Below are 13,654 nucleotides of genomic sequence, written 5' to 3'. Positions count from 1 at the left end.
GAAAAGAACAGTGAGCGCGTACCTGATCAAGGGCGCAAGCGTGGTCGGCTCCGAACCGACCGACCTGCTCGTCCGCGACGGCGTGGTGGCCGAGGTGGGTCGGGGCCTGGACGTGGCGGGAGCGGTCATCATCGACGCCGCCGGCCTGGTCGTCCTGCCCGGCCTGGTCGACCTGCACACCCACCTGCGCGAGCCGGGCCGCGAGGACGCCGAGACGGTCGAGTCCGGTTCCCGGGCGGCGGCGCTGGGCGGCTACACCGCGGTCTGCGCGATGGCCAACACCTCCCCGGTCGCGGACACCGCCGGCGTGGTGGAACAGGTGTGGCGGCTGGGGCGTGAGGCCGGTCTGGTCGACGTGCAGCCGATCGGTGCGGTCACCGTCGGACTGGCCGGCGAGCGGCTGGCCGAGCTGGGCGCGATGGCCGACTCCGCGGCCCAGGTCCGGATCTTCTCCGACGACGGGCACTGCGTGGCCGATCCCCGGCTGATGCGCCGGGCACTGGAATACGTCAAGGCCTTCGACGGCGTGATCGCCCAGCACGCCGAGGAACCCCGGCTGACCGAGGGTGCCCAGATGCACGAGGGTGAGGTCTCCACCCGGCTCGGGCTGACCGGCTGGCCGGCGGTGGCCGAGGAGGCGATCATCGCCCGGGACGTGCTGCTGGCCGAGCACGTCGGCAGCCGGCTGCACGTCTGCCACGTCTCGACCGCCGGCAGCGTCGAGGTGCTGCGCCAGGCCAAGGCCCGGGGGGTACGCGTCACCGCCGAGGTCACCCCGCACCACCTGCTGCTGACCGACGAGTCGGCGGCCACCTACGACCCGGTCTTCAAGGTCAACCCGCCACTGCGTACGGCCACGGACATCGCCGCGCTGCGGGCCGCCCTGGCCGACGGTGTGATCGACATCGTGGCGACCGACCACGCCCCGCACGCGCTCGAGGACAAGGAGTGCGAGTGGGCGTACGCCCGGCCGGGAATGCTCGGGCTGGAGACCGCGTTGTCGATCGTGCTGGACGTACTCGGCCCGAACTGGGACCTGATCGCCGAGCGGATGTCCCGTACCCCGGCCCGGATCGCCGGGCTCGCCGAGCACGGGATCGACCCGGCCCCCGGTACGCCGGCCAACCTGACCCTGGTCGACCCGGCCGCCCGACGCACCGTCGTCGCGGCCGAATTGGCCAGTCGTAGCCGTAACACCCCATATGCCGGCACCGTGCTGCCTGGCCGGATCGTGGCGACGTTCCTGCGGGGCGAGCCGACGGTCCTCGACGGAAAGGCGGTCAAGTGATGACTAACAGGCGTAGGCCGGCGATCCTCGTACTGGAGGACGGGCGGACCTTCCGGGGCGAGGCGTACGGCAGCATCGGGGAGACCTTCGGCGAGGCGGTCTTCACCACCGGCATGACCGGCTACCAGGAGACGCTGACCGACCCGTCCTACCACCGGCAGGTGGTGGTGCAGACCGCGCCGCACATCGGTAACACCGGTGTCAACGACGAGGACGACGAGTCCGGCCGGATCTGGGTGGCCGGCTACGTGGTGCGCGACCCGGCCCGGGCCGGGTCGAACTGGCGGGCGACCGGGACCCTGGAGGACCGGTTGGCCACCGAGGGCGTGGTCGGCATCAGCGGTGTCGACACCCGGGCACTGACCCGCCACCTGCGCGAACGCGGGGCGATGCGGGTCGGTATCTCGAGCCTGGACGACGATCCGCAGGCGCTGCTGGAGCGGGTCCGGCAGGCGCCGCAGATGGTCGGCGCGGACCTCTCCGCCGAGGTGAGCACCGATAAGCCGTACACCGTCGACGCCGAGGGGGAGCACCGCTTCACCGTCGCCGCCCTCGACCTCGGTATCAAGCGCAACGTGGCACGACGGCTGGCCGCACGGGGTGTGACCACCCACGTGATGCCGCTCTCGTCCACAATAGACGATCTGTTGGCCACCGGTGCGGACGCGGTCTTCCTCTCACCCGGTCCCGGCGACCCGGCCACCGCCGACCACCCGGTCGCCCTGGCCCGTGAGGTGCTGCGTCGCGAGATCCCGCTCTTCGGGATCTGCTTCGGCAGCCAGATCCTCGGCCGGGCCTTGGGCTTCGGCACCTACAAGCTCGGATACGGCCACCGGGGTGTCAACCAGCCGGTCCTGGACCGGGCCACCGGCAAGGTGGAGGTGACCAGCCACAACCACGGCTTCGCGGTCGACTGGCCGGGCCGCGAACAGGGGTTCAGGGCGGCCGACGCGCCGTTGAACCAGGTCATCGACACCGACTTCGGTCGGGTCGAGGTGAGTCACGTGTGCCTCAACGACAACGTGGTCGAGGGCCTGCGGGCGAAGGACGTGCCCGCCTTCACCGTCCAGTACCACCCCGAGGCGGCAGCCGGCCCGCACGACGCGGACTACCTGTTCGACCGTTTCGCGGAGCTGATCGAGCGTGGCGGGCGGCCCGGCACCGAGTTGAGCGAGGATGAGCGTGCCTAAGCGGAAAGATCTGAAGCATGTCCTGGTGATCGGGTCCGGTCCGATCGTGATCGGACAGGCCTGCGAGTTCGACTACTCCGGCACCCAGGCGTGTCGGGTGCTGCGCAGCGAAGGACTGCGGGTCAGCCTGGTCAACTCCAACCCGGCCACCATCATGACCGACCCGGAGTTCGCCGACGCCACGTACGTCGAGCCGATCACCCCGGAGTTCGTCGAGCTGGTGATCGCCAAGGAGCGTCCGGACGCGCTGCTGCCGACCCTCGGTGGACAGACCGCGCTGAACACCGCGGTCGCGCTGCACGAGGCGGGGGTGCTGGAGAAGTACGGCGTCGAGCTGATCGGCGCGGACATCGACGCGATCCGCCGCGGCGAGGACCGGCAGCTGTTCAAGGAGATCGTCGCCAAGGCCGGCGGCGAGACCCCGCGCAGTCGGGTGTGCCACTCGATGGACGAGGTCCGGGCCACCGTGGCCGAGGTGGGCCTGCCGGTGGTGATCCGGCCGTCGTTCACCATGGGCGGTCTCGGCTCCGGCATGGCACACACCGACGAGGACCTGGAGCGCATCGCCGGGGCCGGTCTGGCCGCCAGCCCGGTGCACGAGGTGCTCATCGAGGAGAGCGTGCTCGGCTGGAAGGAATACGAGCTGGAGCTGATGCGCGACCGCAACGACAACGTGGTCGTCGTCTGCTCGATCGAGAACATCGACCCGATGGGCGTACACACCGGTGACAGCGTGACCGTCGCACCGGCGATGACGCTGACCGACCGGGAGTACCAGCGGATGCGCGACCTGGGCATCGCGGTGCTGCGCGAGGTCGGGGTCGACACCGGCGGCTGCAACATCCAGTTCGCCGTCAACCCGCGCGACGGCCGGCTCGTCGTCATCGAGATGAACCCCCGGGTGTCCCGCTCGTCGGCGCTGGCCTCCAAGGCGACCGGCTTCCCGATCGCGAAGATCGCCGCGAAGCTGGCCATCGGCTACACCCTGGACGAGATCCCCAACGACATCACGCTCAAGACGCCGGCCGCCTTCGAGCCGACGCTGGACTACGTCGTGGTGAAGATCCCGCGGTTCGCGTTCGAGAAGTTCCCGGGTGCCGACCCGGAGCTGACCACCACGATGAAGTCGGTGGGCGAGGCGATGAGCCTGGGCCGCAACTTCACCGAGGCGCTCAACAAGGCCATGCGCTCCATGGAGACCAGGGCGGCCGGCTTCTGGACCCAGCCGGACCCGGCCGGGGCCACCCTGGAGAACACGCTGGCGGCCCTGCGTACGCCGCACGACGGGCGGATCTACACGATCGAGCGGGCACTGCGGCTGGGTGGCTCGGTGGCCGAGGTCGCGGCCGCCTCCGGTGGTGTCGACCCCTGGTTCCTGGACCAGATCGTCGAGCTGATCGAACTGCGCGCCGAGATCGTCGAGGCGGCCGTACTCGATGGTGAGCTGCTCCGGCGGGCCAAGCGGGCCGGGCTCTCCGACCGGCAGCTCGCGGCGCTGCGCCCGGAGCTGGCAGCCGAGGACGGGGTACGCACGCTGCGGCACCGGCTCGGTCTGCGTCCGGTCTACAAGACGGTGGACACCTGTGCGGCCGAGTTCAGCGCGGCGACGCCCTACCACTACTCGTCGTACGACGAGGAGACCGAGGTGACCCCCTCGGCCGGCTCGAAGGTGCTGATCCTCGGCTCCGGGCCGAACCGGATCGGGCAGGGCATCGAGTTCGACTACTCGTGCGTGCACGCGGTGATGGCCCTGCGGGACGCGGGATACGAGACCGTCATGGTCAACTGCAACCCGGAGACGGTCTCCACCGACTACGACACCGCCGACCGGCTCTACTTCGAGCCGCTGACCTTCGAGGACGTGCTGGAGGTCTGGCACGCGGAGGACTCCTCCGGCCGGGCCGCCGGCGGGCCCGGGGTGGTCGGTGTGATCGTCCAGCTCGGCGGCCAGACCCCGCTGGGCCTGGCCAAGCGGCTCAAGGAGGCCGGGGTGCCGATCGTCGGCACCTCGCCGGAGTCGATCCACCTGGCGGAGGAACGGGGCGCGTTCGGCGCGGTGCTGGACCGGGCCGGCCTGCGTTCCCCCGCGCACGGGACGGCCACCTCGTACGACGAGGCGAAGAAGATCGCCGAGGAGATCGGCTACCCGGTCCTGGTCCGGCCGTCGTACGTGCTCGGCGGGCGGGGCATGGAGATCGTCTACGACGACCCGACGCTGCGTGACTACATCGGCCGGGCCACCGACATCTCCCCGGAGCATCCGGTGCTGGTCGACCGGTTCCTCGACGACGCGATCGAGATCGACGTCGACGCGCTCTGCGACGGGACGGGCGAGATCTATCTCGGTGGGGTGATGGAGCACATCGAGGAGGCCGGCATCCACTCCGGTGACTCCTCGTGCGTCCTCCCGCCGATCACCCTGGCCGGTCCGCACCTGGCCGAGGTACGTCGCTACACGGAGGAGATCGCGCGCGGAATCGGGGTGCGGGGCCTGCTCAACGTGCAGTACGCGCTCAAGGACGACGTGCTCTACGTGCTGGAGGCCAACCCCCGGGCGTCGCGGACCGTGCCGTTCGTGTCGAAGGCGACCGCGGTGCCGTTGGCCAAGGCCGCCGCCCGGATCATGCTCGGCGAGAGCATCGCCGACCTGCGGGCCGAGGGGCTGCTGCCGGCCACCGGCGACGGCGGGAAGCTGCCCGACAGTGCACCGATCGCGGTCAAGGAGGCGGTGCTGCCGTTCAAGCGGTTCCGTACCCCGACCGGGATGGGCGTGGACTCGTTGCTCGGACCGGAGATGAAGTCCACCGGTGAGGTGATGGGCATCGACACCGGCTTCGGGCGGGCGTTCGCCAAGTCGCAGTCGGCGGCGTACGGTTCGCTGCCCACCTCGGGCAGGATCTTCGTCTCGGTGGCGAACCGGGACAAGCGGGGAATGATCTTCCCGGTGAAGCGGCTGGCGGATCTGGGCTTCGAGATCGTCGCCACCTCCGGCACGGCCGAGGTGCTCCGCCGGTACGGCGTCGCCTGCGAGGTGATCCGCAAGCACTACGAGGAAGCCGGCGACGGCGGCCCGGACGCGGTGTCGCTGATCGCCGCCGGCGAGGTCGCGCTGGTCATCAACACCCCGCAGGGCTCGGGGGCCAGCGCCCGGTTCGACGGGTACGAGATCCGCAGCGCGGCGGTCACCGCGGACATCCCGTGCATCACCACGGTGCCCGGCGCGGCTGCCGCGATCATGGGCATCGAGGCCAGCATCCGGGGTGAACTGGAGGTGCGCCCGCTGCAACAGCTGCACGCCGCACTGCGGGCCGACCAGTGAGCGCTGGAACGCGAGGTGAGCGAAGCGAGCCCCGCAGTCGCGAACAGGAGCAGGTCCAGTGAGCGCGAGGAGCGAGCGCAGCCGACCAGTGGGCGAGCCCGGTTGCCGGGATCAGGTGGCGACGCGGTGATCTTCGAGCGGTTGGTGCGACCGGTGCTGTTCCGCATCGGTGGTGGCGACGCCGAGGCGGCGCACGAGTGGACCCTGCACCGGCTGGCCGGACTCTCCGGCCAGCCGGCCGCCCTGGCGGCGTTGCGGGCCCGCTACGCCGTCGCGGCCCCACGGACCGTCTTCGGTGTGCGGTTCCCCAATCCGGTGGGTCTCGCCGCCGGACTGGACAAGGACGGGCGGGCGCTGCCGGCCTGGCCGGCCCTGGGCTTCGGTTTCGTCGAGGTCGGTACGGTCACCGCGCACGCCCAACCGGGCAACCCGCAGCCCCGGCTGTACCGGCTCCGGGACAGCACGGCGCTGATCAACCGGATGGGCTTCAACAACGCCGGAGCCGAGGCGCTGGCCGGGCGACTGGCGGCGTTGCCCCGCCCGCTCGGTGTGCCGCTGGGGATCTCGCTCGGCAAGTCCAAGGTGACGCCGCTGGACCAGGCGGTGGCGGACTACGAGGCGTCCTACCGGGCGCTGCGTGGCCACGGCGACTACTTCGCGATCAACGTCTCCTCCCCGAACACCCCCGGACTGCGGGCGTTGCAGGATCGGGACCACCTCGACGCACTGCTGGCGGCGCTGGTGGGGGAGAAGCCCATCCTGGTGAAGATCGCGCCGGACCTGACCGAACCGGCGATCGCGGAGGTGTTGCAGGTCTGCCTCGACCGGGGAGCGGCCGGGGTGATCGCCACCAACACGACCCTCGGACGGACCGGACTCGCCGCCGCCGATGCCGGCCGGGGCGCCGAGACGGGGGGTCTGTCCGGCCGTCCGCTGACCGACCGGGCCCGCGAGGTGGTCGCCTTCGTGCACCGGGAGACCGGCGGCAAGCTCCCGGTGATCGGGGTGGGTGGCATCGTCGACACCGACGACGCGGCCCGGATGTTCGACGCCGGGGCGAGCCTGGTGCAGCTCTACACGGGGTTCATCTACCGGGGACCGGCCCTGGTGCGGTCGGTTGCCCGGGCAGCCCGGACATGACCGACCGGCCGCTGCCCGACCGTGCCGTCGTGCGGACGTACGGCACCGTCGGCCGAGCTGAGGAGCGCAGGGCGTGACCCCTGAGGAAGTCGTCACCGTCGACCGGGCGCACGTCTGGCACCCGTACGCGCCGATGCCCGCCCGGGTGGACCCGTACCCGGTGGCCAGCGCCGCCGGGGTACGGCTGCGACTGACCGACGGGCGGGAACTCGTCGACGGCATGTCCTCGTGGTGGGCGGCCATCCACGGCTACCGGCATCCGGTGCTGGACGCCGCCGTCGTCGACCAGCTCGGCCGGATGAGCCATGTGATGTTCGGTGGCCTCACCCACGAGCCGGCCGTGCGACTGGCCCGGAGCCTGGTGGAGCTGAGTCCACCCGGCCTGGAGCACGTCTTCCTCAGCGACTCCGGCTCGGTCAGTGTCGAGGTCGCCGTAAAGATGTGCCTCCAGTACCAGCGCGGTCGGGGTCGCCCGCGGCGGCACCGGCTGGCCACCTGGCGGGGCGGCTACCACGGCGACACGTTCCACCCGATGAGCGTCTGCGACCCCGAGGGGGGCATGCACCACCTCTGGACGGACGTGCTGCCCCGGCAGGTCTTCACCGCCGAGCCCCCGGCCGGCTTCGACGCTCCGGTCGACGACGCGTACGTCGCCGAGCTGACCGACGCGGTCTCCCGGCATGCCGACGAACTCGCCGGGGTCATCGTCGAGCCGGTCGTCCAGGGGGCGGGTGGCATGCGGTTCCACAATCCGCACTACCTGCGGGTGCTGCGTGAGGTGACCCGGGCGTACGACATCCCACTGGTCTTCGACGAGATAGCCACCGGGTTCGGCCGTACCGGCAGGCTGTTCGCGGCGGAGCACGCCGGGGTCGCGCCCGACGTGATGTGTGTCGGCAAGGCGCTCACCGGTGGCTACCTGAGCCTCGCGGCGACGCTGTGCACGTCGGCGATCGCCGAGGGGATCGGTGCCGGGGGCGAGGTGCTGGCGCACGGGCCGACGTTCATGGGTAACCCGCTTGCCTGTGCCGTCGCGAACGCCTCTCTCGGGCTGCTGGGCGCGGGAACGTGGCCGGCCGAGGTAGCGAGGGTGCAGACGGCACTCCGGAGCGGTCTGGAGCCGCTACGGGGCGCGCCGGGAGTCCTCGACGTACGGGTGCTCGGTGCGATCGGCGTGGTGCAGCTCGACCACGAGGTGGACATGGCCGCGGCCACCGCCGCGACCGTGGCCCGGGGAGTCTGGCTGCGCCCGTTCCGGGACCTGATCTACACGATGCCGCCCTACGTGACCGACGACGAGGACCTGGCCCGGATCACCGAAGGGGTGGCCGCTGCCGTTGCGGCGGGTTGAACGTACGGCGGCCCGGGCGGGCGGTGGTTGGGCGTAGGGCGCATGGCGGTTGAGCGTACGGCGGCCCCGATGTCCGGGGTCGCGGAGGGCCGGGTCGGTGAGCCGGCGTGACCGGGACGGCAGCCATGGGCGTTCCGGGATGCCCGGGCGGGTCGTCACGGCATGTCCCATGGCGGGAGAGGAGACAACGATGGAGAGCTTCGGAACCCGGCTGTACCGGGCGATGGCGGAACGGGGACCGTTGTGCGTGGGTATCGATCCGCATCCCGCGTTGCTGGCCCGGTGGGGGCTGCCCGACGACCTGACGGGGTTGGCACGCTTCAGTGAGATCGTGGTCGATGCCCTGGGGGACCGGCTGGCGGTGTGCAAACCCCAGTCCGCCTTCTTCGAGCGCTTCGGCGCTCAGGGGGTCGCGGTACTAGAGTCAACTATCCGACAGTTGCGGGATTCTGGCGCGCTCGTCCTGCTCGACGTGAAGCGTGGCGACATCGGTTCGACGGTCAGCGCGTACGCGTCCGCGTACCTGGAGCCATCCAGTCCCCTGTATGTCGATGCGATCACCGCAAGCCCTTACCTGGGCGTCGGCGCGCTCGCTCCGATGTTCGACACGGCGGCGGCGCACGGCGGTGGCGTGTTCGTCCTCGCGCTCACGTCGAACCCCGAGGGGTCGAGCGTCCAGCACGCGCGCGGCGCGGACGGACGTACGGTCGCACAGACGGTCATCGACGAGATTTCCCAGCTCAACGCGGGTGCGCAGCCGCTGGGAAGTTTTGGCCTGGTGGTCGGGGCGACCGTCGGTGACACCGGCCACGACCTGTCCCGGGTGGGCGGCCCGCTGCTGGCTCCGGGCCTCGGCGCGCAGGGCGGAACGGCGGCGGACCTGCGTACGGTCTTCGGTCGCGACCTGTCGGCGGTGCTGCCGTCGTACTCCCGTGAGGTGCTCAACGCGGGCCCGGACGCCGCCGGATTGCGGGCGGCGGTGGACCGGGTTCTGGCCGACTGTCGGGCCGCGCTGGGCAGCGGTTCGTGACTGATGTGTGGGTCACTGTTTCGTGATCATGGCGCGCCCACGTTGCCGAAATCTCCGCAGGCCGCTAGTTTTCCCCGCGCTGGGAACCACAAACCCCTTTGGTTTTCAGGCACACCACGTTTCACATCAGCGGCGGTGCGTTCCGTGCCGTCGCGATAGGGGCCTGAGGAGAACTGGTGCCGCTCCCGTCACTGAGCCCCGAGCAGCGTGCAGCTGCGCTGGAAAAGGCTGCGGAGATCCGCAAAGCCCGTGCAGCGCTGAAGGAGCAGCTCAAGCAGGGCAAGACCACCCTCGCCGCCGTCCTCGACCGGGCGGAGTCGGACGACGTCGTCGGCAAGCTGAAGGTCTCGGCCGTCTTGCAGGCGATGCCGGGTATCGGCAAGATCCGGGCGACCCAGATCATGGAAAAGCTCAAGATTGCTGACAGCCGGCGCCTGCGTGGCCTCGGCGAGCAGCAGCGTAAGGCGTTGCTTGGAGAGTTCGCCGCGAACTGAATCGCGGCAGCAGGTAGAAACAAGCAGTGAGCATGGATGACGGTGCGCGCCCGGCCGCCTGGCTCACCGTCCTTGCCGGCCCCTCCGGGGTCGGTGGGGGCGGCGTGGTCGGGATGGTCCGGGCGCGTACCCCGTGGGTGTGGGTTTCGGTTCCGGTCACCACCCGGCCGATCCGCGACCACGAGGTCGACGGCGAGGACCGCCGCTTCGTCGACCGGGCCGAGTTCGAGCGGATGATCGTCGGTGGACAGCTGCTCGAGTGGGCCGAGTGCGGCGGCCACCTCTTCGGCACGCCCGCCGAACCGATCCGGGCCCGGTTGGACCTCGGTCGACCGGTCCTGTTGAAGATCGATCTGTCGGGTGCCCGACAGGTGCGGGCCGCGATGCCCGGGGCGCGACTGGTGTTCCTCGCCCCGCCCGGGACGCACTGCCACGCCGACGTGGAACGTGAGTTCGACACGACGGTCGTCAACGACTGCGTCGAGCGGGCCACCGATCAACTGGTAGGCTTACTCGGTTGTTCTTTTCTGACACCGGCCCGACCGCACGCCAGCGGTTGAGAGACGCAGAGGTTTACCCGTGGGATCCATCGCCAGCCCCGAAGGCATCACCAACCCGCCGATCGACGAGCTGCTGGAGAAGACCTCGTCGAAGTACGCACTGGTGATCTTCGCCGCCAAGCGTGCCCGCCAGGTCAACGCGTACTACAGCCAGCTCGGTGAGGGCCTGCTGGAGTACGTCGGCCCGTTGGTGGAGACCACGCCGCAGGAGAAGCCGCTGTCGATCGCGATGCGGGAGATCAACGCCGGGCTGCTCACCGCCGAGCCGATCGACCAGCCGTAGGGACGTCGGTCCGCCGATGTCCGCCGAGGTTGTCCTGGGCGTAGGCGGTGGCATCGCCGCCTACAAGGCATGCGAACTGCTGCGGTTGTTCACCGAGTCCGGTCACCGGGTCCGGGTCGTACCGACCGCCTCCGCCCTACGTTTCGTCGGAGCGCCCACCTGGGCGGCGCTCTCCGGCCAGCCGGTCGCCGACGATGTCTGGGCCGACGTGCACGAGGTGCCGCACGTCCGCCTCGGCCAGCAGGCCGACCTGGTCGTCGTTGCCCCCGCCACCGCTGATCTGCTGGCCCGGGCCGCGCACGGGCTCGCCGACGACCTGCTCACCAACACGCTGCTCACCGCGCGCTGTCCGGTGCTGCTGGCCCCGGCCATGCACACCGAGATGTGGGAGCATCCGGCGACGGTCGACAACGTCGCCACGCTGCGGCGGCGCGGGGTGGTGGTGATCGAGCCGGCCAGCGGCCGACTGACCGGTGCCGACACGGGCAAGGGACGGTTGCCCGACCCGGCCGAGATCTTCGCGGTCGCCCGCCGGGTGCTGACCCGGGGCGGGTCGGCGCTACCCGACCTGGCCGGCCGGCACGTCGTGGTCACCGCCGGTGGCACCCGGGAACCGCTCGACCCGGTCCGCTTCCTCGGCAACCGGTCGTCCGGCAAGCAGGGCTACGCGTTCGCGCGTACGGCCGCTGCCCGCGGGGCCCGGGTGACCCTGGTGTCGGCCAACGTCTCGCTGGCCGATCCGGCCGGCGTCGACCTGCGCCGCGTGTCCACCACCGAGGAACTCCGCAAGGCGACGCTGGAGGCGGCGGCCGACGCGGACGTGGTGGTGATGGCGGCGGCACCGGCCGACTTTCGGCCCGCGACGTACGCCGACAACAAGATCAAAAAATCGGACGACGGCACCGCGCCCACCATCGAGCTGGTCACCAATCCGGATATCGCCGCCGAGCTGGGGGAGCGTCGTCGCCCCGGCCAATTGCTGGTGGCGTTCGCCGCCGAGACGAGCAACGCCGAGGCCAATGCCCGGGCGAAGCTGACCCGTAAGAAAGCAGATCTCATCGTGGTCAACGAGGTCGGCGTCGACAAGGTCTTCGGTGCCGATTCCAACACCGCCACGGTTCTCGGCGCTGACGGATCTGTGACATCTTTCCCCGAGCAATCCAAGGAAGACCTCGCCGACGCGGTCTGGGATCTGGTAACAACGCGCTTAGCCGGCATGTCTTGACCGTTGAGCACAATGTGGTCGGACGGTCGGGCGACCGTGCGTGGTTAGTACACTGCCGGCCAACAATCCTTCGAGATCTGAGGAGCACCGTGGCACGTCGCCTGTTCACTTCCGAGTCGGTCACGGAGGGCCACCCGGACAAGATCGCTGACCAGATCAGTGACGGCATCCTGGACGCGTTGTTGGCCCAGGACCCGCGCAGCCGCGTCGCCGTGGAGACGTTGATCACGACGGGGCAGGTGCATGTCGCGGGTGAGGTGACGACCAAGGCGTACGCCGACATCCCGACGATCGTGCGGGACACGATTCTGGGAATCGGTTACGACTCGTCGAAGAAAGGTTTCGACGGGGCGTCCTGTGGCGTGAGTGTGTCGATCGGATCCCAGTCGCCGGACATCGCGCAGGGCGTGGACTCGGCGATCGAGTTGCGTTCGGGTTCCTCGGAGAGCGCGTTGGACGCGCAGGGCGCCGGGGACCAGGGAATGATGTTCGGTTTCGCCTGCTCGGAGACGCCGGAGTTGATGCCGCTGCCGATCGCATTGGCGCACCGGTTGTCGCGTCGACTCGCCGCGGTGCGTAAGGACGGAACGGTTCCCTATCTGCGTCCGGACGGTAAGACGCAGGTGACGATCGAATACGACGGGCTGCGGCCGGTCCGCCTGAACACGGTGGTGGTGTCGAGCCAGCACGCGGCGGACATCTCGCTGGAGTCGCTGCTGACCCCGGACGTACGCGAACACGTCATCGCGCCGGAGTTGGAAGGGCTGGGCCTGGAGACCGAGGGCTACCGGCTGCTGGTGAACCCGACGGGCCGGTTCGAGATCGGTGGCCCGATGGGTGACGCGGGCCTGACCGGCCGGAAGATCATCGTGGACACCTACGGTGGCTACGCCCGGCACGGCGGCGGGGCGTTCTCCGGCAAGGACCCGTCGAAGGTCGACCGCTCCGCGGCGTACGCGACGCGGTGGGTCGCGAAGAACGTGGTCGCGGCCGGCCTGGCGGAGCGGTGCGAGGTGCAGGTGGCGTACGCGATCGGCAAGGCGCACCCGGTGAGCCTGTTCGTGGAGACCTTCGGCACGGAGACCGTCGCGGTGGACCGGATCGAGAAGGCGGTCACGGAGGTGTTCGACCTCCGTCCGGCGGCGATCATCCGGGACCTGGACCTGCTGCGGCCGATCTACCAGCAGACGGCGGCGTACGGTCACTTCGGCCGTGAGCTGCCGGACCTGACCTGGGAGAACACCGACCGGGCGGCTGACCTCAAGTCGGCAGCGGCGGCCTGACCAGCGACCAGCGCAGCGACCGGCGGCCCGCCGAAGGGCTGCCGGTCGCTCGCGTCTGCGTGGATGTGCCACTGGCGCACCTGGACCGGCTGTTCGACTACCTGGTACCGGCCGAGTGGGCCGAGACGGCACAGCCCGGCACCCGGGTCCGGGTCCGTTTCGCCGGCCAACTCGTCGACGGCTGGTTGCTGGAACGGGCCGAGGCATCCACCCACACCGGCCGGCTGATGTACCTGGAGCGGCTGGTCTCACCCGAGCCGGCGCTGACCCCGGAGATCGCCCGGCTGGCCCGCGCGATCGCCGACCGCTACGCGGGCAGCCTCGCCGACGTGCTGCGCCTGGCCGTACCGCCTCGGCACGCCCGGGTCGAAAAGGAAGCAACCGCGCACCAGCAGCCGCACGACGTGGACGCGGATGCGGACGCGGACGCGGCACCAGATGACGCCACCACCGCTGCGCGCGGAGTCGGCGGGCCGTCGGGCGCGGCAGCC

12 protein-coding genes are annotated in these 13,654 nt (G+C 70.6%); all 12 read left to right on the top strand.

All coding sequences use genetic code 11. The annotated features are described in order from the left end of the window. Window positions 1-10: 10 nt before the first annotated feature. The gene (locus ACFQ4H_RS28685) at window positions 11-1,288 is read left to right on the top strand and encodes a dihydroorotase (protein WP_377576755.1); all 1,278 of its coding nucleotides are present in this window, start codon (window positions 11-13) and stop codon (window positions 1,286-1,288) included. Further along, window positions 1,288-2,478, top strand: a complete 1,191-nt coding sequence (gene carA / locus ACFQ4H_RS28680) for a glutamine-hydrolyzing carbamoyl-phosphate synthase small subunit (protein ID WP_377576752.1) — start codon at window positions 1,288-1,290, stop codon at window positions 2,476-2,478. The genes ACFQ4H_RS28685 and carA overlap by 1 nt, the downstream gene beginning before the upstream one ends. Beyond that, the gene (gene carB / locus ACFQ4H_RS28675; RefSeq protein WP_377576749.1) at window positions 2,471-5,797 is read left to right on the top strand and encodes a carbamoyl-phosphate synthase large subunit; all 3,327 of its coding nucleotides are present in this window, start codon (window positions 2,471-2,473) and stop codon (window positions 5,795-5,797) included. Before carA ends, carB begins: the two co-directional genes overlap by 8 nt. Window positions 5,798-5,923: 126 nt before the next feature. After that, on the top strand, window positions 5,924-6,937 hold the full coding sequence (locus tag ACFQ4H_RS28670) for a quinone-dependent dihydroorotate dehydrogenase (protein ID WP_377576825.1): 1,014 nt from the start codon (window positions 5,924-5,926) through the stop codon (window positions 6,935-6,937). Between the two features lie 73 nt (window positions 6,938-7,010). Continuing rightward, complete coding sequence (locus ACFQ4H_RS28665; RefSeq protein WP_377576746.1) at window positions 7,011-8,288, top strand: adenosylmethionine--8-amino-7-oxononanoate transaminase; 1,278 nt, start codon at window positions 7,011-7,013, stop codon at window positions 8,286-8,288. 190 nt (window positions 8,289-8,478) lie between these two features. Further along, the gene (gene pyrF, locus ACFQ4H_RS28660; protein WP_377576743.1) at window positions 8,479-9,318 is read left to right on the top strand and encodes an orotidine-5'-phosphate decarboxylase; all 840 of its coding nucleotides are present in this window, start codon (window positions 8,479-8,481) and stop codon (window positions 9,316-9,318) included. Between the two features lie 176 nt (window positions 9,319-9,494). Next, entirely contained in the window at window positions 9,495-9,812 is a 318-nt protein-coding gene (gene mihF / locus ACFQ4H_RS28655) for an integration host factor, actinobacterial type (protein WP_377576740.1), read from the top strand. A gap of 26 nt (window positions 9,813-9,838) precedes the next feature. Then, window positions 9,839-10,372 (top strand): guanylate kinase, encoded by a 534-nt coding sequence (locus ACFQ4H_RS28650; protein ID WP_377576738.1) that lies wholly within the window; start codon window positions 9,839-9,841, stop codon window positions 10,370-10,372. Between the two features lie 19 nt (window positions 10,373-10,391). Then, entirely contained in the window at window positions 10,392-10,655 is a 264-nt protein-coding gene (rpoZ, locus tag ACFQ4H_RS28645; RefSeq protein WP_377576735.1) for a DNA-directed RNA polymerase subunit omega, read from the top strand. A gap of 16 nt (window positions 10,656-10,671) precedes the next feature. Then, a complete protein-coding gene (coaBC, locus tag ACFQ4H_RS28640; protein WP_377576732.1) occupies window positions 10,672-11,880 on the top strand; it encodes a bifunctional phosphopantothenoylcysteine decarboxylase/phosphopantothenate--cysteine ligase CoaBC in 1,209 nt (402 codons plus the stop codon). 89 nt (window positions 11,881-11,969) lie between these two features. Then, window positions 11,970-13,163, top strand: a complete 1,194-nt coding sequence (metK, locus tag ACFQ4H_RS28635) for a methionine adenosyltransferase (RefSeq protein ID WP_377576729.1) — start codon at window positions 11,970-11,972, stop codon at window positions 13,161-13,163. Between the two features lie 59 nt (window positions 13,164-13,222). After that, on the top strand, window positions 13,223-13,654 hold a 432-nt coding region (locus ACFQ4H_RS28630; RefSeq protein WP_449289033.1), incomplete at its 3' end, for a primosomal protein N' family DNA-binding protein.

The sequence above is a fragment of the Micromonospora sonneratiae genome, from assembly GCF_042679305.1.
In the GTDB taxonomy this organism is placed as follows: domain Bacteria; phylum Actinomycetota; class Actinomycetes; order Mycobacteriales; family Micromonosporaceae; genus Micromonospora_H; species Micromonospora_H sonneratiae.
Note: the sequence above shows the minus strand (reverse complement) of the source record. Positions and strands in the feature narration are given on the sequence as shown.